The organism is Geodermatophilus sp. SYSU D00697, from assembly GCF_054050175.1.
Window position 1 is genome coordinate 19,857 of the sequence record NZ_JBJGYV010000017.1, and the last position, 22,364, is coordinate 42,220.

21 protein-coding genes are annotated in these 22,364 nt (G+C 74.1%); 13 read left to right on the plus strand and 8 right to left on the minus strand.

Going from position 1 to position 22,364, the window contains the following annotated elements; all coding sequences use genetic code 11:
- Positions 1–61: 61 nt before the first annotated feature.
- Positions 62–1,288 carry a 3-deoxy-7-phosphoheptulonate synthase gene (locus ACI79C_RS15600; RefSeq protein WP_456946575.1) on the plus strand — a complete coding sequence of 409 codons (1,227 nt, stop codon included), beginning with the start codon at positions 62–64 and terminating at the stop codon, positions 1,286–1,288.
- A 15-nt stretch (positions 1,289–1,303) separates the two neighbouring features.
- Here the strand turns inward: ACI79C_RS15600 and ACI79C_RS15605 are convergent, their stop codons facing one another.
- Complete coding sequence (locus ACI79C_RS15605; RefSeq protein ID WP_456946576.1) at positions 1,304–2,230, minus strand: LysR substrate-binding domain-containing protein; 927 nt, start codon at positions 2,228–2,230, stop codon at positions 1,304–1,306.
- A gap of 106 nt (positions 2,231–2,336) precedes the next feature.
- On the opposite strand from ACI79C_RS15605, the gene mdlC reads away from it, so the two are divergent.
- From mdlC to ACI79C_RS15620, 3 genes are all read left to right on the plus strand, one after another.
- Positions 2,337–3,929 (plus strand): benzoylformate decarboxylase, encoded by a 1,593-nt coding sequence (gene mdlC, locus ACI79C_RS15610; RefSeq protein WP_456946577.1) that lies wholly within the window; start codon positions 2,337–2,339, stop codon positions 3,927–3,929.
- 44 nt (positions 3,930–3,973) lie between these two features.
- Complete coding sequence (locus ACI79C_RS15615) at positions 3,974–4,933, plus strand: ABC transporter substrate-binding protein (RefSeq protein ID WP_456946578.1); 960 nt, start codon at positions 3,974–3,976, stop codon at positions 4,931–4,933.
- Between the two features lie 82 nt (positions 4,934–5,015).
- Positions 5,016–6,935 carry an FAD-binding monooxygenase gene (locus ACI79C_RS15620; RefSeq protein ID WP_456946579.1) on the plus strand — a complete coding sequence of 640 codons (1,920 nt, stop codon included), beginning with the start codon at positions 5,016–5,018 and terminating at the stop codon, positions 6,933–6,935.
- Between the two features lie 9 nt (positions 6,936–6,944).
- On the opposite strand, the gene ACI79C_RS15625 is transcribed toward ACI79C_RS15620, so the two are convergent.
- Both ACI79C_RS15625 and ACI79C_RS15630 read right to left on the minus strand, forming a co-directional pair.
- Positions 6,945–7,640 carry an EthD domain-containing protein gene (locus tag ACI79C_RS15625; protein WP_456946580.1) on the minus strand — a complete coding sequence of 232 codons (696 nt, stop codon included), beginning with the start codon at positions 7,638–7,640 and terminating at the stop codon, positions 6,945–6,947.
- A gap of 5 nt (positions 7,641–7,645) precedes the next feature.
- On the minus strand, positions 7,646–8,593 hold the full coding sequence (locus ACI79C_RS15630; protein ID WP_456946581.1) for an ABC transporter substrate-binding protein: 948 nt from the start codon (positions 8,591–8,593) through the stop codon (positions 7,646–7,648).
- Between the two features lie 243 nt (positions 8,594–8,836).
- On the opposite strand from ACI79C_RS15630, the gene fabG reads away from it, so the two are divergent.
- Genes fabG through ACI79C_RS15645 form a run of 3 tightly spaced genes read left to right on the plus strand, consistent with a single transcriptional unit; the run spans position 8,837 to position 11,493 of the window.
- Positions 8,837–9,541 carry a 3-oxoacyl-[acyl-carrier-protein] reductase gene (gene fabG, locus ACI79C_RS15635; RefSeq protein ID WP_456946582.1) on the plus strand — a complete coding sequence of 235 codons (705 nt, stop codon included), beginning with the start codon at positions 8,837–8,839 and terminating at the stop codon, positions 9,539–9,541.
- Positions 9,541–10,314, plus strand: coding sequence for an enoyl-ACP reductase FabI (gene fabI, locus ACI79C_RS15640; RefSeq protein WP_456946583.1), 774 nt, complete (start codon positions 9,541–9,543; stop codon positions 10,312–10,314). Before fabG ends, fabI begins: the two co-directional genes overlap by 1 nt.
- A 36-nt stretch (positions 10,315–10,350) precedes the next feature.
- Entirely contained in the window at positions 10,351–11,493 is a 1,143-nt protein-coding gene (locus ACI79C_RS15645) for a ferrochelatase (RefSeq protein WP_456946584.1), read from the plus strand.
- A 45-nt stretch (positions 11,494–11,538) separates the two neighbouring features.
- Here ACI79C_RS15645 and ACI79C_RS15650 read toward each other — a convergent pair whose 3' ends face one another.
- Positions 11,539–12,276, minus strand: a complete 738-nt coding sequence (locus tag ACI79C_RS15650) for a hypothetical protein (protein WP_456946585.1) — start codon at positions 12,274–12,276, stop codon at positions 11,539–11,541.
- An 86-nt stretch (positions 12,277–12,362) separates the two neighbouring features.
- On the opposite strand from ACI79C_RS15650, the gene ACI79C_RS15655 reads away from it, so the two are divergent.
- Both ACI79C_RS15655 and ACI79C_RS15660 read left to right on the plus strand, forming a co-directional pair.
- The gene (locus ACI79C_RS15655; protein ID WP_456946586.1) at positions 12,363–12,806 is read left to right on the plus strand and encodes an NfeD family protein; all 444 of its coding nucleotides are present in this window, start codon (positions 12,363–12,365) and stop codon (positions 12,804–12,806) included.
- 48 nt (positions 12,807–12,854) lie between these two features.
- Complete coding sequence (locus tag ACI79C_RS15660; RefSeq protein ID WP_456946587.1) at positions 12,855–14,066, plus strand: SPFH domain-containing protein; 1,212 nt, start codon at positions 12,855–12,857, stop codon at positions 14,064–14,066.
- 117 nt (positions 14,067–14,183) lie between these two features.
- Here ACI79C_RS15660 and ACI79C_RS15665 read toward each other — a convergent pair whose 3' ends face one another.
- Together ACI79C_RS15665 and ACI79C_RS15670 are read right to left on the minus strand one after the other, a co-directional pair.
- Positions 14,184–15,140: an RNA polymerase sigma factor SigF gene (locus ACI79C_RS15665; protein WP_456946588.1), complete on the minus strand. Its 957-nt coding sequence runs from the start codon at positions 15,138–15,140 to the stop codon at positions 14,184–14,186.
- On the minus strand, positions 15,137–15,634 hold the full coding sequence (locus tag ACI79C_RS15670; RefSeq protein WP_456946589.1) for an ATP-binding protein: 498 nt from the start codon (positions 15,632–15,634) through the stop codon (positions 15,137–15,139). Before ACI79C_RS15670 ends, ACI79C_RS15665 begins: the two co-directional genes overlap by 4 nt.
- Before the next feature lie 224 nt (positions 15,635–15,858).
- Here ACI79C_RS15670 and ACI79C_RS15675 point away from each other — a divergent pair, with 224 nt between their 5' ends.
- Positions 15,859–17,703, plus strand: a complete 1,845-nt coding sequence (locus ACI79C_RS15675; protein ID WP_456946590.1) for a SpoIIE family protein phosphatase — start codon at positions 15,859–15,861, stop codon at positions 17,701–17,703.
- 57 nt (positions 17,704–17,760) lie between these two features.
- Positions 17,761–18,783 (plus strand): DNA topoisomerase IB, encoded by a 1,023-nt coding sequence (locus ACI79C_RS15680; RefSeq protein ID WP_456946591.1) that lies wholly within the window; start codon positions 17,761–17,763, stop codon positions 18,781–18,783.
- Between the two features lie 377 nt (positions 18,784–19,160).
- On the opposite strand, the gene ACI79C_RS15685 is transcribed toward ACI79C_RS15680, so the two are convergent.
- On the minus strand, positions 19,161–19,559 hold the full coding sequence (locus ACI79C_RS15685; RefSeq protein ID WP_456946592.1) for an STAS domain-containing protein: 399 nt from the start codon (positions 19,557–19,559) through the stop codon (positions 19,161–19,163).
- A gap of 314 nt (positions 19,560–19,873) precedes the next feature.
- On the minus strand, positions 19,874–20,407 hold the full coding sequence (locus ACI79C_RS15690) for a hypothetical protein (protein WP_456946593.1): 534 nt from the start codon (positions 20,405–20,407) through the stop codon (positions 19,874–19,876).
- A gap of 189 nt (positions 20,408–20,596) precedes the next feature.
- On the opposite strand from ACI79C_RS15690, the gene ACI79C_RS15695 reads away from it, so the two are divergent.
- Together ACI79C_RS15695 and ku are read left to right on the plus strand one after the other, a co-directional pair.
- Complete coding sequence (locus ACI79C_RS15695) at positions 20,597–21,163, plus strand: DUF1360 domain-containing protein (RefSeq protein WP_456946594.1); 567 nt, start codon at positions 20,597–20,599, stop codon at positions 21,161–21,163.
- A 129-nt stretch (positions 21,164–21,292) separates the two neighbouring features.
- Positions 21,293–22,363 carry a non-homologous end joining protein Ku gene (gene ku, locus ACI79C_RS15700; protein ID WP_456946595.1) on the plus strand — a complete coding sequence of 357 codons (1,071 nt, stop codon included), beginning with the start codon at positions 21,293–21,295 and terminating at the stop codon, positions 22,361–22,363.
- The last annotated feature ends 1 nt before the right edge of the window (position 22,364 follow it).

Consider the following 22,364-nt stretch of genomic DNA (forward strand, 5'->3'; position numbering starts at 1 on the left):
CACCCGGCCCCCCGGGACGCCGTACCGCGCCGCCCCGCCGGGGTCGTGGAGAGTGGGGGCCATGCAGGCTCTCCTCCCGGCCGACCGGATCCTGGACGTGGCGACGCGGATCGCCGACCAGCTGCTGGAGGTCCAGACGCGGGTCAACGGGCAGATCGACGCCGCGCTGGCGGAGCTGCTGCCCGGCGTCGCGCAGCGGCTCGGGGTCGGACCGGCCGACGACGTCGACCTCTCCGACCTGGTCAACGCCCGGATCACCGGCCTGAGCGTCGTCGTCACGCCTGCGGCCGTCGCCACCGTCGTCCCGCTGTCGGCCGCCTCGGCCGCCACGACGCGGGCCGGGCGCCGGGCCATGACCGACGTCCTCACGGGCGCCGACGACCGACTGGCCGTCATCGCCGGACCCTGCTCGATCCACGACCCGGCCGCCGCCGTGGAGTACGCCGGCTTCCTCGCCCGCATGCGGGAGCGGCACGGCGACGACCTCGAGATCCTGATGCGGACCTACACGGAGAAGCCACGGACCGAGGTCGACTGGAAGGGGTTCGCCTACGACCCGTTCCTCGACGGGTCCAGCCGCATCAGCGTGGGGCTGGTCGCCACGCGGGTGCTCATGTGCCAGATCACCGCCCTGGGCGTGCCGGTGGCCGCGGAGCCGCTGAACGCGCTGACGCCGCAGTACGTCAACGGGCTGGTCACCTACAACGGCGTCGGCGCCCGCAACGTCACCGACCAGACCGCCCGCGAGCGCGTGTCCGGCTTCTCGTCCGTCGTCGGCTTCAAGAACTCGCCGGAGGGCAGCGTCGAGGCCGCCATCTCGGCCGTCGTCGCCGCGCGGGCTCCGCACGAGTTCCTCGGTGTCGACTCCCACGGGGTCTCGGCCCAGCTGTCGACGACGGGCAACGACACCGGCCACGTCATCCTGCGCGGCGCCGCGGACGGTCCGAACTACTCGGCGGCGCACATCGCGGACACGAAGCGGAAGCTGGCGGCCCGGGGCCTGCCGGAGGTGGTCGTCGTCGACGCCTCCCACGGCAACAGCCAGAAGGACCACCTCCGCCAGATCGAGGTCGTGCGCGACCTGGCCGGGCAGGTCGCGGCCGGGGAGCGGGCGATCCGGGGCGTGATGGTGGAGAGCAACCTCGTGGCGGGCCGGCAGGACCTCGACCGCCGGCGGCCCGAGGCGCTGGAGTACGGCAAGAGCGTCACCGACGCCTGCGTCGACCTCGAGACGACGGAGGACCTGCTCGCCGAGCTGGCCGGCGCCGCCCGCGCCCGGCGGGGCTGACGCCGGGGCCCCCGGTCAGGCCCGGGCGGCCGCGGGGGCCGGCGTGCCGGACCCCGACCGCAGCGCCGTGAGGATGACCCGGCGGAACCACAGCTGGGCCGCCGACTCCCGGTGGCGCGCCTGCCAGTACAGCCGCACCTCGAAGGTCGGGATGGGGAACGGCGGCTCGACGACCACGAGCGGCCGGCCGCCCAGGACGGTGTGCCCGGCGTGCACGGGGAAGATCGCGATGAGGTTGCACCGGTCGACCAGGTGCGGGAGCGCGGAGAAGTGCGGCACCGTGACCGTCGTCCTCCGGTCCAGCTGCAGGTCGGCCAGGATCCGCTCGGCCAGCCGGTGGCCGGTGTTGGCGGCGACCACCGCGTGCCGGCCGGCCAGGAAGTCCGCCAGCGTCATGCGGCCGTCGACGAGCGGGAAGTCCTCCCGGACCAGGCAGCCGTAGCTGTCCTCCAGGACCACGGTGCTGCGCAGGTCGCCCGGGACGGGCGTGCTCGCGATCGCCGCGTCGACCCGCCCGGCGGTCAGCCACTCGGCGACGCGCTCGAAGTCCATCGGGACCACCTCGAGCTCGGCGGACGGCGCCTCCCGCGCCAGCTGCTCCAGGATGCGCGGCAGCAGGCTCATCTCGCCGACGTCGGTGAGGCAGATGCGGAACCGCCGCGTGGCGGTGGCGGGGTCGAACCGCCGGGTGCTCTCCACCGTGAGGTCGATGCCGCGGAGGGCGGTCCGGAAGCCGGCGTAGAGCTCCGCGGCCACGGCGGTCGGCTCCATGCCGGAACGGCCGCGGACGAACAGCGGGTCGCCGAAGTGGTGCCGGAGCCGGGAGAGCGCGTGGCTGACCGTCGGCTGGGTCACCTGCAGGGCCTGCGCCGTGCGGGTGAGGTTCCCGGTCTCGTAGACCGACACCAGGGTCCGCACGAGGTTGAGGTCCAGCTCCGCCACGGCAGCACCATAGACGGCGTCTATGCCGCCGGTGTCAGGACATTCATTGGACCTCGAAGGCGGGATCTCCCTACGCTCCGGCGGACCCGATCCCGAGGAGCTGCCAGTGTCGACCGTCCGCACGACCACGTACGACCTCCTGCGCCGGGAGGGCCTCACCACGATCTTCGGCAACCCAGGGTCGAACGAGCTGCCCTTCCTCGCGGGCATGCCCGAGGACTTCCGCTACGTCCTCGGCCTGCACGAGGGGGCGGTCCTCGGGATGGCCGACGGGTACGCCATGGCCTCCGGGCGCCCGGCCTTCGTCAACCTGCACGCCGCCGCCGGGACGGGCAATGCCATGGGCGCGCTCACCAACGCGGTCGCCGCGCACACGCCGCTGGTCGTCACCGCCGGGCAGCAGGTCCGGGCCACGCTGGGGGTCGAGCCGCTGCTGGCGATCGCCGAGCCGGCGCAGCTGCCCCGCCCGCTGGTGAAGTGGAGTGCCGAGCCGGCCAGCGCCACCGACGTCCCGCGGACCATCAGCCAGGCGGTGCACACCGCGCGGCTCGAGCCGCAGGGGCCGGTCTTCGTCTCCGTCCCCTACGACGACTGGGCGCACGAGGCCGGGCCGGACAGCGAGCACCTGGCCGCGCACGCCGTCACCCAGGCCGCGTGGCCGTCCCCGGCCCAGGTCGAGGAGCTGGTCGCCGTCCTGTCCGCGGCGCAGAACCCGGTGCTCGTGGTCGGGGGAGCGGTGGACGCCGCGGAGGCCAACGGGGCGGCCGTCGCGCTCGCCGAGCGGCTGCGGATGCCCGCCTGGATCGCGCCGTCGGTGTCCCGGTGCCCGTTCCCGACCCGGCACGCCTCCTTCCGCGGGGTCCTCCCGGCCGCGGTCCGGGGCATCGCCACGCTGCTGGCCGGCCACGACCTCGTCGTCGTCCTCGGGGCACCGGTCTTCCGCTACCACCAGTACGACCCGGGCCAGTACCTGCCCGAGGGCGCCCGCCTGGTCCACGTCACCTCCGACCCCGCGGAGGCCACCCGCGCACCGATGGGCACGGCCCTGGTCGGCGACCTGCGCGCCGTCCTCGAGGCGGTGCTGGAGCGGCTGCCCGAGGCCGACCGCCCGATGCCGGCGGCCCGCCCGGTCCCCGAGTTGCCGGAGGAGCGCCCCGGCGCCCTCACGCCGGCCGAGGTCTTCAGCGTCGTGGACGCCGCCACGCCGGACGACGTCGTCTACGTCAAGGAGTCGACGTCGACCACCGGCGTCTTCTGGGACCACGTCGACATCCGGCACCCGCGCAGCTTCTTCTTCCCCGCGGCCGGCGGCCTGGGCTTCGGCATGCCCGCGGCCGTGGGCGCCGCCCTGGCCCGCCCCGAGCGCCGCGTCGTCGCGCTGATCGGTGACGGCTCGGCCCACTACGGCATCACCGCGCTGTGGACAGCGGCCGCCTACCGCGTGCCGGTCGTCTTCGTCGTCCTCAAGAACGGCACGTACGCCGCGCTCAAGGCCTTCGCCGGCTACATGGGGCTGCCCGACGTGCCCGGCCTGGACATCGGCGGCATCGACCACTGCGCGATCGCAGAGGGCTACGGCGTGACGGCCACGCGGGTGGACGACCGGGCGGGCCTGGACAAGGCGCTCCGCGAGGCGCTGGCCGGCGACGGGCCGGTGCTCATCGAGGTGCCGACGGCCTCGACCAACCCGTTCGACTGACCTCCCCCGCCCCCGACCGCACCTCGAAGGGACCCCCCTCCGCGATGAGACGATCAGCGCTGATCTCCGTGCTCGCCCTCTCCCTGGCCACGCTGGGTGCCTGCGGCTCCGACGAGCCGCAGTCCGCCGGCGAGACCGGGGAGGGCGGCACCACCGCCATCACCGTGGGCGCGCTCCCGGTCCCGGACGCGGCGGCCATCCACGTCGGCATCGACCAGGGCTTCTTCGCCGACGAGGGGCTCGACGTCACCGTGCAGTCCACCACCGGCGGTGCCGCCGCGGTCCCCGGCGTCGTGTCCGGGGACTACGCCTTCGCCTTCGGCAACTACATGTCCGGCATGGTGGCCAAGGACCAGGGGCTGCCGCTCGAGTACGTCACCAACGCGGCGGCCGCGACGGAGACCGGTGGCTTCCAGGCCGTCGTCGTGCCGAGCGACTCGCCGATCCAGACGCCGGCCGACCTGGCCGGCAAGCGGGTGTCGGTGAACAACCTGGCCAACATCAACGACACGACCATCCGCGGCGTCGTCGACGCCGACGGCGGCGACTCGTCGACCATCCAGTTCCTCGAGGTGGCGTTCCCCGACGCACTGGCGGCCGTCGTCAACGGCGACGTCGACGCCGCGACGGTCAACCCGTGGACCGAGGAGATGGCGGCGACCAACGACCTGCGCGTCGTCACCTACAACTTCACCGACTTCGTGCCCGACCTCGACATCGCCGGCTGGTTCACCACCCAGGAGACCATCCAGAGCCAGCCGGAGCTGGTGGAGGCGTTCCAGACGGCGATGAACCGGGCGCTGGAGTTCTGCCAGCAGAACCCCGACGAGGTCCGCCGGGTCATCGGCACCTACACGCAGCTGCCCCCGGAGCTGATCGCGACCCTGGCGCTGCCGGTCTACCGCACGGACGTGAACCGGGACGCGCTGACCGCGCTGGGCGCCGCCGCGGTCGAGTACGGCACCCTCAAGGCGGAACCGGACCTCGACGCGCTGCTCTGGTGACCCCGGCGGGCGACCGGGAGGTCGCGGGGAGGGAACGGTCGGCTCGCGCGACGGCGCCGGGCCGGAGCTCGAGGAGGCCAGCGTGCAGTTCTACCTGAACGGCTACCACCCGGGTGACCCGGAGCTGCCGCCCGGCGAGGAGGACCTCGCCGGGCGGCCGCCCGGGGAGCTCCCGGCCGAGGTGGACGTCCTCGTCGTCGGCTCCGGGCCGGCCGGCCTGGTGCTGGCCGCGCAGCTGGCGGCCTTCCGGGGCATCACCACCCGGGTCGTGGAGCGCCGGTCCGGCCCGCTGGAGCTCGGCCAGGCCGACGGCGTCGCCTGCCGGTCGGTGGAGATGTTCGAGGCCTTCGGCATCACCGATCGGCTGCTCCGGGAGGCGTACTGGGTCAACGAGACGGTCTTCTGGCGACCGGAGGACCGGGACCGCACGCGCATCGAGCGCAGCGGCCGGATCCAGGACGTCGAAGACGGCCTGTCGGAGATGCCGCACGTCATCGTCAACCAGGCGCGCATCCAGCAGCACCTGCTCGACCTCATGCGGCGCTCGCCCGGTCACGTGACGCCGGACTACGGACTCGAGGTCCGCGACGTCGTCGTCGGGGACTCGGGCGACCACCCGGTCGAGGTCACCCTCGTCCGGACCGACCCCGGCCGGGAGGGGGAGGTGACCGTCCGCGCCCGCTACGTCGTCGGCTGCGACGGTGCGCGCAGCGCGGTGCGCCGGGCGATCGGCCGGGAGCTGCGCGGTGACTCGGCCAACCAGGCCTGGGGGGTCATGGACGTCCTCGCCGTGACCGACTTCCCGGACATCCGGTTCAAGGCGGTGATCCAGTCCGAGGCCGGCAACATCGTGCTCATCCCGCGCGAGGGCGGTTACCTCGTCCGGTTCTACATCGAGCTCGAGGACCTCGCGCCGGGCGAGCGCGTGGCGGCGCGGGGGATCACCGTCGACCGGCTGATCGAGGCCGCCCGGCGGATCCTCAACCCGTACACGCTCGACGTGCGCGACGTCGTCTGGTGGTCGGTGTACGAGATCGGCCAGCGGCTCACCGACGCGTTCGACGACGTCCCCGCCGGGGAGGTCGGCTCCCGCCTGCCGCGGGTGTTCATCGCCGGCGACGCCTGCCACACGCACAGCCCGAAGGCCGGGCAGGGGATGAACGTCGGGATGCAGGACGGGTTCAACCTGGGCTGGAAGCTCGCCGCCGTCCTGGAGGGGCGCGCCACCCCGGAACTGCTGCGCACCTACTCCGCCGAGCGCCAGGCGGTGGCGCAACGGCTGATCGACTTCGACCGCGAGTGGGCGGCGAAGCACAGCGCCCGGCCGACGGAGGCCACGGGCGACGAGGGGGGCGCCCCGGACCTCCAGCGCCTCTACTCCGAGCAGGGCCGGTTCACCGCCGGCGTGGCGACGCACTACGAGCCCTCCCTGATCACCGGCGCGGCGACCTCCCAGGACCTCGCCAAGGGCTTCGTCATCGGCGAGCGCTTCCACTCCGCGCCCGTCGTCCGCCTCGCCGACGCCAAGCGGGTGCACCTCGGGCACGTGGCGCAGGCCGACGGCCGCTGGCGGCTCTACGCGTTCGCCGACGCCGCCGACCCGCGCGGTGCGGACTCGCGGCTGCGCGCGCTGTGCGAGTTCCTCGCGGAGTCGGGCGACTCCCCGGTCCGCCGGTACACGCCCGACGGCGCCGACGTCGACGCGGTGTTCGACCTGCGCGCGGTGGTCCAGCAGGGCCACCGGGAGCTGTCGGTCACCGGGCTGCCCTCGCTGCTGCTGCCGCGCAAGGGCCGCTTCGGGCTCGTCGACCACGAGAAGGTCTTCTGTCCCGACCTCAAGTCCGGGGCCGACGTCTTCGACCTGCGCGGCATCGACCGCGCGCAGGGGTGCCTGGTCGTCGTCCGCCCCGACCAGTACGTCGCGACGGTCCTGCCCCTGGACGGCATGGCCGAGCTCGGCGCGTTCTTCGCCGGGTTCATGGTCGAGACGGGATCCCGCTGAGGCGCGACCTCAGGCTTGATGGACGGCAGTGACGCGGTAGACGCCGGGGGCCGAGTCGGTCATGTCGATGAACCGGCGCTCGTCCTCCAGCACCTCGGGTCGGGCGTTGACCATCACCGCCCGGTAGGCCTGGGGGTCGTCGAAGTAGGCCATCGCGAACCCCTCGTACTCGTGGCGGCCGACGCCGGCCTGCCGGGCGGCGAAGGAGCTGGCTTTCGGGTCGGCGTGGAACTGCCGGTAGCCACTCCCGCGCGCGTCGGCCCCCGGCTTCACGAGCCACCCGTGGTGGTTCAGCCAGTAGCTGTGGTGGGCGTCCCAGCTCATCGTCAGCGCCCGGCTGATGACCACGAGCGTCACGACGTCGGTCTCCCGCGGCGTGAACGGGTACACCGTGCCGACCTGCGCGTAGGACTCCCCGGCGTCCACCAGGTCCCCGAGCCGGCCGGCCAGGCCCGTGAAGATGGGGACGAGCTCGGCGAGAGGAGCGTCGTCCCACCCGGCCTCGATCTCCGCGTCGAAGGGTCGCCCGCCCATGGCGCGCTGGTGCGAGCTGCCGTCGACGATGCCGTCGAGGAGGTCCATCGTGCGGACCCGGGCTCCCGGACGGTGCGCGACCTGTTCCCAGACGCGGCCCGCCTCCTCTCCCAGGGCGGCGCGGAGCCGGTCGCGGTCGCCGGAGCCAGCGCGCAGGAGGAGCGACGTCATCGTCTTCACCGGGCGGTCACGAACGGCGAGGCGTCCAACTCCTCGGTCACGAAGTCGTACTCGACCATCAGGTCCGCGAGGTCCTGGAGCCTGTCGGTGTCGTCCGGCGCGATGTAGGTCGGCAAGGCGACCTGCTCGATCAGCTCCGGCGACAACGTGGTGTACGTGCCCAGGATGTCGCGGACGGTCTGCGGGTCGTCCCTGGCGATGTCGGCGCCCCTGGCCAGTGCCCGCTGGAAGGCCGCCACGGTGTTCGGGTTCTGCTCGGCGAACTCGCGGCTGACCGCGAAGCCGCCCACCGGGATGCCCGTGAGCTCGTCGTTCACCGCGTCCAACACCTGCCGCGCGCCGGCCGCCTCGATCATGGTGGTGAACGGTTCCACGCTGAAGGAGGACTGGATCCGGCCGGCCTCCAGCGCGGCTGGCATGTCGGCGAGCGGGATCTCGACGAACTGGACGCCGCTGCGGTCCACCCCCTCGTCCTGCAGGTCGATCAGCGTCCGCAACTGCGTGATGTTGTTGAGTGTGTTGATGGCGATGGTGGTGCCGGCCAGGTCGGCCGGCTCCTGGATCGGCGAGTCCGCGGCCACGAAGACGCCGTTGCCGGGTTCCTCCTCGCCGATCGCCGTGGTCTGGCCCACGGACAGCAGTGGCAGTCCCTGTTGGACGCCGACGAGGAAGGCGACGTTCTGGCCGAACGTCACGTCGAGGTCACCGGCGATGAGAGCGGGGACTGCGGCCGCACCGCCCTGGGTGGCCTCGGCGGTGACCGTGAGGCCCTCGTCCTCGAAGAAGCCCTCCTGGATGGCCAGGTACAGCGGCGCCACCTCGGGGATGGGGAGCGTGCCCACCGTCAGCTCGGTGACCTCCGGTGCACCGTCGGCCGACGAGGGGGCGGCCGAGGACTCCGGCTCCTCCCCGCCGCCGCATCCAGCGAGGAGCGCGAGCGCCACGCCTCCGGTGAGTACTCTGCGGGCCGACGTCCGTCTCACCATGGGACTCCGATGTCCGGTCACGGACCTCCGCCGTCCGTGTGCATGCGTGGTCATGGTGACGGCGGCCACGGTGGTCCACCAGGTGGTCCTCCTCGCGGCCGTCTGCGGCGGTCGCGGGCCTCGTCCCCGCGCGGAGGTGTGACCTGGGCCCACCGGCTAGGTTCGGCACCCGACGGAGTGGTCGGCGCAGGGGAGTGGCACGTGGGCAGATCGGTGCTCGTGACCGGGGGCAACCGGGGGATCGGGCTGGCCATCGCCCGCTCCTTCGCCGAGCAGGGCGACTCCGTCGCGGTCACCCACCGCGGCAGCGGGGCCCCCGACGGACTGTTCGGCGTCCGGTGCGACGTCACCAGCGCCGAGGACGTCGACCGGGCGTTCAGCGAGGTCGAGGAGCACCAGGGCCCGGTGGAGGTGCTGGTGAGCAACGCCGGGATCACCCGTGACGGGCTGCTCATGCGGATGAAGGAGGAGGACTTCGCCGACGTCCTCGACGCCAACCTCACCGCCGCGTACCGGGTGTCCAAGCGGGCCGCGGCCAAGATGGTGCGGGCGCGGACGGGCCGGATGGTCTTCATCTCCTCGGTCGTCGGCCTGCTGGGCTCGGCCGGGCAGACCAACTACGCGGCGTCGAAGGCCGGGCTCGTCGGCCTGGCCCGCTCGATCGCCCGGGAGCTGGGCAGTCGCGGCATCACCGCCAACGTGGTGGCCCCGGGCTTCGTGGAGACGGACATGACGGCGGCGCTGCCGGAGAAGCGGCAGCAGGAGATCCTCGGGCAGGTGCCGCTGGGGCGGTACGCCTCGGCGGAGGAGATCGCGGGCGTGGTGCGCTTCCTGGCGAGCGACGCGGCCGGCTACATCACCGGGGCGGTCGTCCCGGTCGACGGCGGACTGGGAATGGGGCACTGATGAGCGGCATCCTCGAGGGGAAGAAGATCCTCGTCACCGGCGTGCTGACCGAGGCGTCGATCGCGTACGCGACCGCCCGGCTCGCCCAGGAGCAGGGCGCCACCGTCGTCCTGTCCAACTTCGGCCGCGCCCTGTCGCTGTGCCAGCGGATCGCCAAGCGGCTGCCGCAGGAGGCGCCGGTGATCGAGCTGGACGTCACGAACACCGAGCACCTGTCGACGCTGGCCGACCGGCTGCGCGAGCACGTGGGCGACACCCTCGACGGCGTCGTCCACTCGATCGGCTTCGCCCCGCAGGAGGCCATGGGGGAGGGCTTCCCGGAGGTCGCGTGGGAGCACGCGGCCACGGCCTTCCAGGTCTCGACCTGGTCCATGGCCTCGCTGACCCAGGCCTGCCGCCCGCTGTTCGGCGGCACCGCCTCCGTCGTCGGGCTGACCTTCGACGCCACCGTCGCCTGGCCGGTCTACGGCTGGATGGGCGCGGCCAAGGCCGCGCTCGAGTCGACCTCCCGCTACCTGGCCCGCGAGCTGGGCCCCGAGGGCGTGCGGGTCAACCTGGTCGCCGCCGGCCCGCTGCGCAGCATGGCGATGAAGTCCATCCCCGGCAGCGCCCAGTTCGAGGAGGCGTGGGAGGCCCGGGCCCCGCTGGGCTGGTCGGTCACCGACACCGAGCCCGCCGGCAAGGCCGTCGTCGCCCTGCTGTCGGACTGGTTCCCCGCAACCACCGGCGAGATCGTGCACGTCGACGGGGGCTTCCACGCCGTGGGCGTGTGAGCCGCAGCCCGTCGTCCCCTCCAGAGAGAGAACCCCGTGCCCCGCTCCACCGTCGAGATCACCCCTGCCGGCCAGCGTCCCGACGAGGAGCCGTCGCTGGCCGTCCGCAACAACGGCGGGGTCCTGCCGTCGGCCGGCCCCGCGCCCGCCGGGCGCCGGGACGCGCTGCTGCTCCTGTCCTTCGGCGGGCCCGAGGGCCACGACGACGTGATGCCGTTCCTCGATAACGTCACGCGCGGCCGCGGGATCCCCCGGGCGCGGCTGGAGGAGGTCGCCGAGCACTACCACCACTTCGGTGGCGTCAGCCCGATCAACGAGCAGAACAAGGCGCTGCTGGCGGCGCTGGAGGCCGAGCTGCCGTCGGCCGGGGTGGACCTGCCGGTCTACTGGGGCAACCGCAACTGGGCGCCCTACGTCGAGGACGTCTGGCAGCAGATGGCCGACGACGGCATCGAGCACGTCTACGTGCTGGCCACCTCCGCCTACGCCTCGTTCTCCGGCTGCCGCCAGTACCACGAGGACGTCGCCCGGGCGCGGGCCACGCTCTCCGGGGACGCCGCCACGCCGGGCGGGCCGACCGCGGAGAAGCTGCCCCACTACTTCGACACCGCCGGCTTCGTGCGGGCCAACGCCGACGCGCTGGCCGCGGCCCTGGCGACCCTGCCCGACGACGTCCGGGGCACGGCGCGCCTGGTGGCGACCGCGCACAGCATCCCGGACTCCATGGCCGCCGTCGCGGGCCCGGCCGGCGGCGCCTACCAGGCCGAGCTGCTGGTGACCGCGCAGAAGGTCGTGGACGCCGCCGTCCCCGGCCGGCCCTTCGACCTGGCGTGGCAGAGCCGCAGCGGCCCGCCGTCGGTGCCGTGGCTCGAGCCCGACGTCAACGACCACCTGCGGGCGCTGGCCGCGCGCGGGGAGACCGCCGTCGTCCTCTTCCCGGTCGGCTTCGTGAGCGACCACCTCGAGGTCGTCTGGGACCTCGACAACGAGGCGCGCCAGACCGCGGAGGAGCTCGGGCTGGCCTTCGCCCGCGCCGCCACCGCCGGCACGCACCCGGCGTTCGTCCGGTCGCTGGTGGAGCTGCTCCGCGAGCGCCGGGCCGGGGGTCCGCCGCGCCTGGGCACCAGCTGCCCGGCGAGGTGCTGTTTCACCCCGCCGCGCCCCCGCCCGACGGCCTGAGCCCCGCTCCAGGACCACGAGGAACGCCCCGGGAGCGCCCCCGGGTCACCGCGGGACGGCGTTGTAGGCGGCGGTGACCGCCTCGCGCACCGCCTCGCCGAGCGGGCGCAGTGCGTCGTCGCGGGCCGCGGCCTGGCCGTGGGTGACCGCGCCTCCGGGGGCGTCGGTGAGCGCGAGGTCCAGCACCCGGGCCAGCCGCTGGGCGCGGGCCAGCAACGACAGCGCCAGGGGGTCGGAGCCCGGCGGCATCCCGGGGACGTGCGCGGCCTGGGACAGCCCCGCCAGCAGCGCCGGGACCTCGGGGTGCCAGCGGGCGAGGTCCAACCGGACCAGCGTCCGGGCCGCGTCGGACACCGCGAGGTCGAGCGCGCCGGACACCGCGCGCAGCGTCCCCTCGACCGGCGGCGGCACGTGCGGGGCGCCGTCCAAGGAGAAGGCGGTCCACTGGACGGCCTCCGGCCCGAGCGGCTCGGGCACCAGCGCGAGGCGGTCGCCGACGGCGGCCTGCCCGGTCTCCAGCGCCAGCTCGGTCAGCCCCGGGACGCGCGGCAGCCCGCGGACGTCGCCGGGCACGGGGAGGACGAGTCGGACGCGGCGCTCGCCCAGGCCGCGCAGCCCGGTGAGGGCCCAGCCGAGGGGGACCGCCTCCTCGGTACCGGGGAGCCCGGAGACCCGGTGCGCGGTGTCGCCGACCAGCGCGTCGAGCGCCTCGTCGTAGGAACTGCGGCCGGAGAGCCAGGCGGTCGCCCAGACCGCGAACCGGCCGGCGGGGAAGTCGTGCACCCAGCGAGGTTATGTCGGGCCCCCGGCCAGGTGACGATGGCGTTGAGATCCATCACGATGCCGTCCGCTTCTGCGAGAGTGATCACGTGGACGCCTGGCTGCTGTGGCTCATCGCATCGGGCCTGTTCGCCGCAGGTGAGATGGCGAGCCTGGACCTCGTGCTGCTCATGTTCGCCGGCGGCGCGCTCGGCGGGATGGCCGTCGCCCTGCTCGGCGGCGCGGTGGGGCTGCAACTGGTCGGCTTCATCGTCGTCTCGGCGGTCCTGCTGGTGCTGGTCCGGCCGCTGGCCAAGCGGCACCTCACCCAGCGCACGCCGGAGCAGCTGGACGGCGTCGCCACGCTGATCGGCCGGACGGCGAAGGTGACCCAGGCGGTCGACGGGCACGGCGGCCGGATCCGGCTGGGTGCCGACGAGTGGACCGCCCGCAGCCAGTACGGCGGCGAGGCCTTCCCCGTGGGCGCCACCGTCCGGATCCTCCAGGTCGACGGGGCCACGGCCGTCGTCGGCGACGCCCTCGAGCTGGAGTGACGCCCACCCCTCAGGCCTGACCCGCACCACCCCGACGAAGGGACCTCCGTGGAACCCGCACTCATCGCCTTGATCGTCATCGCCGTGCTGGTGGTCATCGTGGTCGCCAAGAGCGTGACGATCGTGCCGCAGGCGCAGGCCAAGGTCGTGGAGCGCCTCGGTCGCTACAGCCGCACGCTCTCCCCGGGCCTGTCGATCCTCGTTCCGTTCATCGACCGGATCCGCGCGACCATCGACCTGCGCGAGCAGGTCGTCTCCTTCCCGCCGCAGCCGGTGATCACCGCTGACAACCTGCAGGTGGGCATCGACACGGTCGTCTACTTCCAGGTGACCGACCCGCGGCTGGCCGTGTACGGCATCGCGAACTACATCACCGGCATGGAGCAGCTGACCACCACGACGCTGCGCAACGTCGTCGGCGGGCTCAACCTCGAGGGCGCGCTGACCGGGCGGGACGGCATCAACAGCCAGCTGCGGGAGGTCCTCGACGGGACCACGGGCCCGTGGGGCCTGCGGGTGGCGCGGGTCGAGATCAAGGCCATCGACCCGCCGCCGTCGATCCAGGACTCGATGGAGAAGCAGATGCGCGCCGACCGCGACAAGCGCGCGATCATCCTGCAGGCCGAGGGTGCACGGCAGTCGGCGATCACCACCGCCGAGGGCGAGAAGGCCTCGGCGATCCTGTCGGCCGAGGGCCGCAAGCAGGCGGCGATCCTGGAGGCCGAGGCGGAGCGGCAGAGCCGGATCCTGCGCGCCGAGGGTGAGCGGGCGGCGCTGTTCCTGCAGGCGCAGGGCCAGGCCAAGTCGATCGAGACGGTGTTCCAGGCCATCCACGACGGCAAGCCCGACCAGGGGCTGCTGGCCTACCAGTACCTGCAGACGCTGCCGCAGATCGCGCAGGGCGACGCCAACAAGATGTGGATCGTGCCCAGCGAGTTCAGCAAGGCGCTCGAGGGGCTGGCCAACCTCGGCGGTGCCGGCGAGGGCAGGTCGTGGCTGGACGTCGGGCCGTCGGCAGACGGCGGCACGACGCCCACCGCGGAGATGGACACCAGCGGCTGGTTCGAGTCGGCCCTCCCGCGGGCCGCCGACCAGCCCGAGGCGCGGATCGAGCTCTCGAGCATCGCCGACAGCGCGCCCGCCGTCCCCTCGCCGGAGATGCCCTCGACGCCGTCCCTGGCCCGGGCCGCCGAGGAGGCCGGCACGGGCGCGTCCCTCGAGGACCCCTCGACCGCCGACGGCCAGGCGCCGCGCGCCTGAGACGACGAGGGCGCCGGTCCCGTGCGGGGACCGGCGCCCCCCGGGCCCCGTCCCGGGCCCGGCCCCCTGCAGGGTCCCGCCGCGAGCTTGCGAGCGGTGGGGGCAGCGGGTCCTTCGTCAGTCCTTGAGCAGGCCCTCGCGGAGCTTGGCCAGCGTCTGGCTCAGCAGCCGGGAGACGTGCATCTGCGAGATGCCGATGTCGGCAGCGATCTGCGACTGGGTCATGTTGCCGAAGAACCGCAGGATGAGGATCCGCCGCTCCCGGGCCGGGATGGTCGCCAGGAGCGGCTGCAGCGATTCCCGGTACTCCACCCCCTCCAGCGCGGCGTCCTCCTCGCCCAGCGTCGCCGCCAGGGTGGGGGAGTCCTCCTCGCCGGAGAGTCGCTCGTCCAGCGAGCTGCTGCGGTAGGCGTTGGCGACGGCCAGGCCCTCCAGCACCTCGGCGCGGGGGATGCCCAGGTGCTCGGCGAGTTCGCTGGGCGTCGGCGCGCGGCCGTTCTTCTGCGCCAGCTCACCGACGGCGGCGTTGAGCGAGAGGTGCAGCTCCTGCAGCCGGCGCGGCACGCGCACCGACCAGCCCTGGTCGCGGAAGTGCCGCTTGATCTCACCGGTGATCGTCGGGACGGCGAAGGAGAGGAACTCCACCCCGCGCGTCGGGTCGAACCGGTCGATGGCCGCGATCAGGCCGAGCGTGCCGACCTGCAGGAGGTCGTCGAAGGGCTCACCACGGTTGCTGAACCGGCGGGCGAAGTGCCGCACCAGCGGCAGGTGCTCCTCGACCAGGATCTCCCGCAGCCGCTCCCGCCGCGGGTCGTCCTTCTCCAGCGTGGCCAGCTCGGCGAACAGCGGCGCGGTGCGCTCGGCACGGCGGCGGTTGTCCGAGACCGGGGTGGCCTCGGGCTCGATCCCGGCGTCGGGCACCGGCACGGCCTCGCTGCGTGGGTCGGGCACCACGACCGGCTGCTCGTCGGACGCGATCTCGTGGTCCGTGCTGCGCGGGGTCGGGGTGTCGTCGTCGACCAGGGTGTCCTCCTCGGCGCGCTGGGGCTGTGCGGCTGCTGCGCCCCGGGTCACCGCGCGACCGAGACGTTCTGGCCCGTCTGTCCGAGCGACTGGTCCGGGTGCTGTCCCGGCAGGTACTTGTCCATGGAGATCACCGCGACGGGGCTGGCGGTGCCGTCCCCCGCCGGCACGGTCTCCTGGGTGGCGCGGCCGGCGTCCACGTTGTCGACCAGCGTGTGCAGCACCGCCCACCCGAAGCCGTCCCGCGGGACGTCGGTGCCCTCCGCCGTCGGCACCCAGGCGTCGATGTGCAGCCCGGCGCGGGTCGTCTCGAACACGACGGTCAGCCGCCGGTCGTCGCTGACGATCGAGGCGAGCGTCGCGCAGGCCTCGTCCACCGCCAGGCGGAGGTCCTCGACCGCGTCGAGGTCGTAGTCCATCCGCATCGCCAGGTCACCGGCCATCGCCCGCACGGCGGGCAGCTGGGTCGGGGTGGTGGGCACCCGCAGTTCCAGTCGTTCGGCGCGCCGCCCGTCGTGCGCGAGGGCACCCCTCGAGTCCACCATCCGTCGTCCGCTCCTCATCGTCATGTCTCGCACCGGCGCCGGAGACCCGGCCCGTCCGGCTCGGCTCCCATCCTGCCCGACCGCACGACCGTCCCGGCGTGCCGCGGGTCGTGCGGTGCGCCCAGCGGTGAGGAATACCCGCCCCCTCGGATCGGCAAACGCCGCCGTGACCTGCGAGGGAGCGCGGTTGCCGGGGTCTGCGGCCTGTTGTTCCCTGGTCGCAGATGAACACCAGCCAGGACAGCTCGCCGCCGGGGTCCGGTCCCGTCGAGGACGCGGGCGGAGCCCTCCTGGTCGCGGCCATGGAAGACGCCCCCGCGGCCATCTACTGCCTCGCCGGTCCTGGCATGGAGCCGGTGTGGGCCAACGCGCGGGCCCGTGAGCTGGGGACGGCCAGTGGCGACCTGCCGTCGGTCGACGGCCGCGCCATCGCCGACCTGGCCGCGGTCGTGGCCCGGTCGGGCCGCCCGGAGACGGTGCACGGCACGCTGGGGTCGGACGGGCCGTCGGCGAGCGTCGTCCTCCAGCCGCTGCAGGTCGAGGGGCGGCCCGGCGTCCTGCTGCTCGTGGAGTCCGACGGGGCGGGGAGCCGGCCCGACGCCGAGGCCGACGTCGTCGAGCAGGTGCAGCACGCCTTGCTGCCGCCGGCCCTGCCGCTGCTGCCCGACCTGCGGCTGTCCGGCAGCTACCACCAGGCCAGCTCGGTGCGGGCGGCCGGGGGTGACTGGTACGACGCGGTCCCCCTGGGCCGCGGCCGGGTGGCGCTGGTCATCGGGGACGCCGTCGGCCACGGCGTCCCCGCCGCCGGGGCCATGAGCCGGCTGCGCGGCGCGATGCGGTCGGTGGCCCTGCGCGACCCGGCACCGGCGGCCGTGGTGGCCGCGCTGGACGCGTTCGCCGCGCAGATGGAGGACGTCGAGGGGGCCTCGGTGTTCTACGGGGTCCTGGAGGCGGCCACCGGCCGGCTGTCCTATGCCACGGCCGGGCACCCGGCGCCGCTGCTGGTCGAGGACGGCGGCACGTGCTCGTTCCTCCCGTTGACCCCGCGGCCGCCGCTGGGCAGCGTGCCCGGCGCGCCGACCACCGTCTCGACCGCGGTCGTCCCGCCGGGCGCGACGCTGGTGCTGTACTCCGACGGCGCGGTCGCCGCCTCCGGTCCGCCGCCCGCGCAGGGGCTCAGCCGGCTCACGGCGGTCACCCGGGAGGTGCTGGCGGCCCACCGGCCCCTCGACGCCGAGGGCGCCGCCGCGCTCGCCGCGGACATCGCCGAGGGGCTGCTCTCCCCCGGGGAGCGACCCGACGACGTCGCGGTGCTGGTCGCCCACCGGCTGGCCGAGACGCAGGACCCGCTGGACCTCGACCTGCCCGCGGTGCCCTCCTCGCTGCCGGCGGTCCGCCGGCAGCTGAGCGCCTGGCTGGCCGGGTTGGGCATGGGCGAGCAGGACCGGGTCGGCGTCATGGTCGCGGTGGGGGAGGCCTGCGCGAACGCCGCGGAGCACGCCTACCGCGGTACGGAACCGGGCCGCATGTACGTCACCGCGGCCGTCGACGTCGACGGGCTGCTCACGGTGACCATCCGCGACCAGGGCCGCTGGCGACCGCCGGACCGGGACCCGGGGGACCGCGGCCGCGGGCTGCTGATCATGCGCCAGCTGGTGGACGGCGTGGTGCTGCAGGGCGAGCACGGGACGACGGTCACGTTGAGCATGCGGCTGCGCCGCAGCCCGGAGGAGATCGAGGAGCGGCACGCCGGCGCCAGCTCCACCGAGGTGGTCGTCGACCGGACGGGGGAACGGCCCGTGGTGCGGGTCGCCGGCGCGGTCGACCCGATCGGTGCCGAGCAGATGCGCATCCGGCTGCTGGAGGCCAGCCACGGCGGCACGGGGCGGGTGGAGCTCGACCTCGGCGCCGTGACGCTGTTCAGCAGCGCCGCGGTGCGCGTCGTCCTCGCCATGGCCCGGATCGCCGGCGACGAGGGCTGGCGGCTGGTCGTCGACGCCCCCGACGGCGGGGTGACCCGCCACATCCTCGAGATCAGCGGCCTGGCCGGCCTGGTCGAGCTCCACTGACGGGGGTCCCGGCGCGGTCCCGGTTTGGGGAACGGCTCCGGTGCCCATCCTCCTGGCGTGAGACTCCGCCGCAGCGACGTGCACGGCCCCGGATACCGGCGCCGGCGCGCCGGCCGCGGGTTCGCCTACTACGACACCGACGGGTCGCTGATCCGGGACGAGCGGCTCGACCGCATCCGCGCGCTGGCCATCCCGCCGGCGTGGAAGGACGTCTGGATCTGCCCCTGGCCCAACGGTCACATCCAGGCCACCGGGGTGGACGCCGCCGGGCGCCGCCAGTACCGCTACCACGACGCCTGGCGGGCCCGCCGCGACGCGGAGAAGCACGAGCGGGTGCTGGAGATCGCCCACCAGCTGCCCGACGTCCGCGACGCCGTGGTGCAGGCGGTCACGGGGAGCGGGCTGACCCGGGAGCGGGTGCTGGCCGCCGCCGTCCGGCTGCTGGACCTCGGGGCCTTCCGCGTCGGCAGCGAGCAGTACGCCGAGGACAACGGCACCTACGGTCTGGCGACGCTGCGGAGGGAGCACGTCCGCGTGCGCGGCGAGCGGGTGTTCTTCTCCTACACCGCCAAGGGCGGCATCGAGCGGGAGCTGGAGCTCACCGACAAGCCCACCGCCGAGGTGGTCCGGGAACTGCTCAAGCGCCCCGCGGACACCGGTGAGGAGCTGCTCGGCTACTGGGTCGACGACCCGGCGGGCGAGGGACGGGTGTGGCACGACGTCACCAGCACGGAGGTGAACACCTACCTCAAGGAGGTCAGCGAGGCCGAGATCACCGCCAAGGACTTCCGGACGTGGAACGCCACCGTGCTGATGGCCGCGGCGCTGGCGGAGACGCCGCAGCCGGCCACCAAGACGGCGCGCAAGCGGGTCGTCAAGCAGGCCTACGAGCGGGTGTCGGAGACCCTCGGGAACACGCCCGCGGTCTGCAAGGCCAGCTACGTCGACCCGCGGGTGGTCGACCGCTTCGAGGACGGCGAGACGATCGCCGACGCCCTCGACGAGGCGGCCTCGGCATCCGACGACCGGACGGCGCAGAAGGTGCTGGAGCAGGCGGTCTGCCAGATGCTGACCGCCTGACGACAGCCGCGGGAGCCTCGCAGCGAGGAACGAACGAGGAGCGGACCGCGGCGCGGAGTCAGGCCCGGGCGCTCCGCCTGACGGTGACGATCCAGGCGAGCCCCGGCCACGATCAGGTGACCTGATCGTGGCGAGTCCTCCCTCGCGGTGGACCGTGGGGGAGGACTCGCTCCGGTGGGGGAGGACGCGCTCCGGTGGGGGAGGACCGCGTCCTGCCCACCGTCCGCACGCTCAGCGGGGTCCGGCACGAGCCGACGGGGCCCTCCAGGGGCGGGCCCGGGGGCACCGCCCGGACGACGGCACCGCGGACACGACGAGGCCCCGCCGGAGCGGGGCCTCGTCGTGTGTGGTCCTCCGGGCCGGTGCCCGGAGCGGTGTCAGCGGGTGCTGCCGTCCACGATGGTGAACAGGTCGATCAGGCCGGTGACCTCCAGCGGCCGGGTGACCGCGCGGGTGGTCGCCACCAGGCGCAGGTCCACCTCGCGCGAGCGGGCCGACTTCTGGGTCTCGACCAGGACGGCCAGCCCGGCGGAGCCGAGGAACTGGACGCCGGAGAGGTCGATGACGAGGGCCTTGGGCTGCTGCTCGAGCTGCGTGTCCAGCGACGACCGGAGCACCGGGGCGGTGAACGTGTCCACTTCGCCGACGACCGTCACCGTGACCGCGCCGTCCTCGCCGGTGGAGGTCGAGAGCGTGATCACGTCGTCGAAGGGTGCCTCCGTGCCCTCGGTCGACACGTCGGGCTGCCCCTCGGCAGGCAGGTCGGATGTGGTCACGGGCTGAGCTCCTCTCAACGGCAGTGCCCGGCGGCACGACCGCCCGGACAATCTACCGCTGAGCGGCCCCCCGGTGTCGTGGCCCCCGGACGCGCTCGTCGTCGAACGTGTCCGCACCGGGTGCTGTACCCGGCGTGGCCGCGGCTGCCTGCTGAACCGCCGCCGCCCAAGGTATGCAACGGTTCGCGTGCGCGCCAACCCGCCCGGACGGCGGCCGCCGTCCGGGCGGGGCAACCACCCGGTCAGGTGAGGAGCGCGGGCCTCGACCGGGGACGGCGGATCCCGCACCCACCCGCTGCCCGGCCGGAGCGTCGTCAGTCGACGACGTGCATCGCGGCTTCCTCGGGCCCCTCGCCACCGACCACCGGGTCCAGCGAGGCCTCGACGTCGTCGGCGGTGCGGTTGGTCCCGGAGTCGGAGTCCGGGGTGGTGTCGTAGTCCTGCTCCAGCTGGCCGAGGCCACGGTTCGGGTCCTCGGCCGGGCGCACGTCGGGGACGTCGTCGGCAATCTCCTCCTCCAGGCGCCCCGACAGCGACCTGCCCTCGGACTGCTCGAACGCGGTCGTGCCGAAGCCGACGGTCTGGTGGCTCTCCCGGTCGCCCGGCTCCGGGGCGAACTGCGGGTCCTCGGAGCGCTGCATGGTCGGGAAGTCGTCCTGCGAGACGTCCGGGACGCCGTTGTCCTCGGGGAAGACGTCGCGGGCGGTCGCCCCCTCGGGCCCGGTGGCGCCGGAGTCGCCGCGGACGTCGTCCCGGGTGCCGGTGAGGCCCCGCTCGTCGTCGGGGAACTCGGTGTCGTTGAGGGCGGAGTGGACGGCTCCGCGGTCGTTCGGGTCGGGCTCGGTCATGGGTGCCTCCGTTTCGCGTGCGTCGGCCGTGCGCGCACTCGTCCGTCCCGGGGACGGGGGACCGGTCGGGTGACCGGTGTCGTGATCTCGCCCTACCCGGCGGACCCTCCGGCATGCGTGACCCCGCTCGCGGACAACGACCGGCGCCGTTCCGCATGGGTCCGGCCGGGGCGGGGTAGCGGCGCGGCCATGGCGATCGCACAGGAGCTCCAGCGGATCGGCGCGCCCGTGCGCCGCTGGGCCCGGGTCCAGAAGGCCGAGTACTCGCAGGGGGAGGCCCGCCCGCTCGCCGGGGACCTCGGGGCGATGGGCGTGTACGTGGGCCTGGTGTCGGCCGGCATCGCCGCCGTCCGCGCGTCCGGGCGCGAGCTCCCGGACCGCATCCCCCCGGGGGACGCCGCCCTGCTCGCGGTCGCCACGTTCCGGCTCTCCCGCCGGATCGCCAAGGACCCGGTGACCAGCCCGTTGCGCGCACCCTTCACCGCTTTCCAGGGTCCCTCGGGGCACGCCGAGGTGGCCGAGGAGGTGCGCGAGCACGGTGGCGTGAAACACGCGGTCGGTGAGCTGCTCACCTGCCCGTTCTGCCTGGCGCAGTGGGTCGCCACCGGCCTGGTCTTCGGCTACGCCACCGCCCCCAAGGCGACCCGCCTGGTCGCGCTGACCATGACCCTGGTCGCCGGCTCCGACGTGCTGCAGTTCCTCTACGACTCCATCCAGAACGGCGCTCTGGAACCGGGCGAGGACGGCCCGCAGTAGCCCCACCCGTAGGGAGGACCAGCGGGCCGCTCGACCTGCCGGAGCGCGGGCAGCGCGCCTATCCTGCGATCTTGACCGCAAGGCCTTCCCCGCCCGCGGTCGTGGACGGGACCGGCGGAAGGAAGCGGCATGCGGTCGATCTGGCGCGGCGCGGTGTCGTTCGGCCTGGTCAGCATCGGGGTGAAGCTCTACACCGCGACCGAGGACCACGACATCCGGTTCAACCAGGTGCACGCCACCGACGGGGGCCGGATCAAGTACAAGCGGGTCTGCTCGATCGACGGCGAGGAGGTCGAGTACTCCGAGATCGCCAAGGGCTACGAGCTGCCGGACGGGCAGTTGGTGATCCTCACCGACGAGGACTTCGAGGAGCTGCCGCTGGCCAGCCGGCGGGAGATCGAGGTGCTCGAGTTCGTCGACCAGGACGACATCGACCCGATCCACTTCGAGAAGACCTACTTCCTCGAGCCCGACGCCTCGGCGACCCGCCCCTACGTGCTCCTCCGTGACGCGCTGGAGAACGCCGGCCAGGTCGCGATCACCAAGATCGCCATCCGGCAGCGGGAGTCGCTGGCCGCGCTCCGGGTCCGCGACGGCGTCATGGTCCTGCACACGATGCGCTGGCCCGACGAGATCCGCCGTCCGGACTTCGCGTTCCTCGACGAGGACATCGCCGTCCGGCCGCAGGAGCTGCAGATGGCCGAGGCGCTGATCTCCTCGATGACGGGGGAGTTCGACCCCGCGCAGTTCACCGACGACTACCGCGAGGCGATGGCCGCCCTGCTCGAGGCCAAGCAGAGCGGCGGCGAGGTGCAGCCGCTGCCCGAGACCGCGGACCCGGGTGCCGCGGTGGTCGACCTGATGAGCGCCCTGCGCCGCAGCGTCGAGCAGGCCCGCGGCGGCGCCGCGCAGGAGGAGCCCCCGGCCCGGCGGGCGCCGGCCAAGAAGGCCACCGCCGCGAAGCGGGCGACGCGCCCGGCTGCCGACGAGGAGCCCGAGGAGCGGCCGGCGCGCAAGGCGACGACCCGGAAGACCGCGGCGGCGAAGGCGACGGCCGCCGAGAAGACGACGGCCGCCGAGAAGGCGACGGCCGCCGAGAAGACGGCGGCCGCCGAGAAGACGCCGGCCAGGAAGACCGCGGCCGCCGCGAAGGCCAGGGCGGACGAGCAGCCGGCCAAGCGCGCCCGCCGCACCGCCTGAC

Coding starts and splice junctions, on each gene's coding strand:
- ACI79C_RS15615 (WP_456946578.1), top strand. CDS start 3,974: ATGAGACGATCAGCGCTGATCTCCGTGCTCGCCCTCTCCCTGGCCACG.
- ACI79C_RS15670 (WP_456946589.1), bottom strand. CDS start 15,634: ATGGTGGACTCGAGGGGTGCCCTCGCGCACGACGGGCGGCGCGCCGAA.
- ku (WP_456946595.1), top strand. CDS start 21,293: ATGCGGTCGATCTGGCGCGGCGCGGTGTCGTTCGGCCTGGTCAGCATC.
- ACI79C_RS15695 (WP_456946594.1), top strand. CDS start 20,597: ATGGCGATCGCACAGGAGCTCCAGCGGATCGGCGCGCCCGTGCGCCGC.
- ACI79C_RS15675 (WP_456946590.1), top strand. CDS start 15,859: ATGAACACCAGCCAGGACAGCTCGCCGCCGGGGTCCGGTCCCGTCGAG.
- fabI (WP_456946583.1), top strand. CDS start 9,541: ATGAGCGGCATCCTCGAGGGGAAGAAGATCCTCGTCACCGGCGTGCTG.
- ACI79C_RS15625 (WP_456946580.1), bottom strand. CDS start 7,640: ATGACGTCGCTCCTCCTGCGCGCTGGCTCCGGCGACCGCGACCGGCTC.
- ACI79C_RS15690 (WP_456946593.1), bottom strand. CDS start 20,407: ATGACCGAGCCCGACCCGAACGACCGCGGAGCCGTCCACTCCGCCCTC.
- ACI79C_RS15600 (WP_456946575.1), top strand. CDS start 62: ATGCAGGCTCTCCTCCCGGCCGACCGGATCCTGGACGTGGCGACGCGG.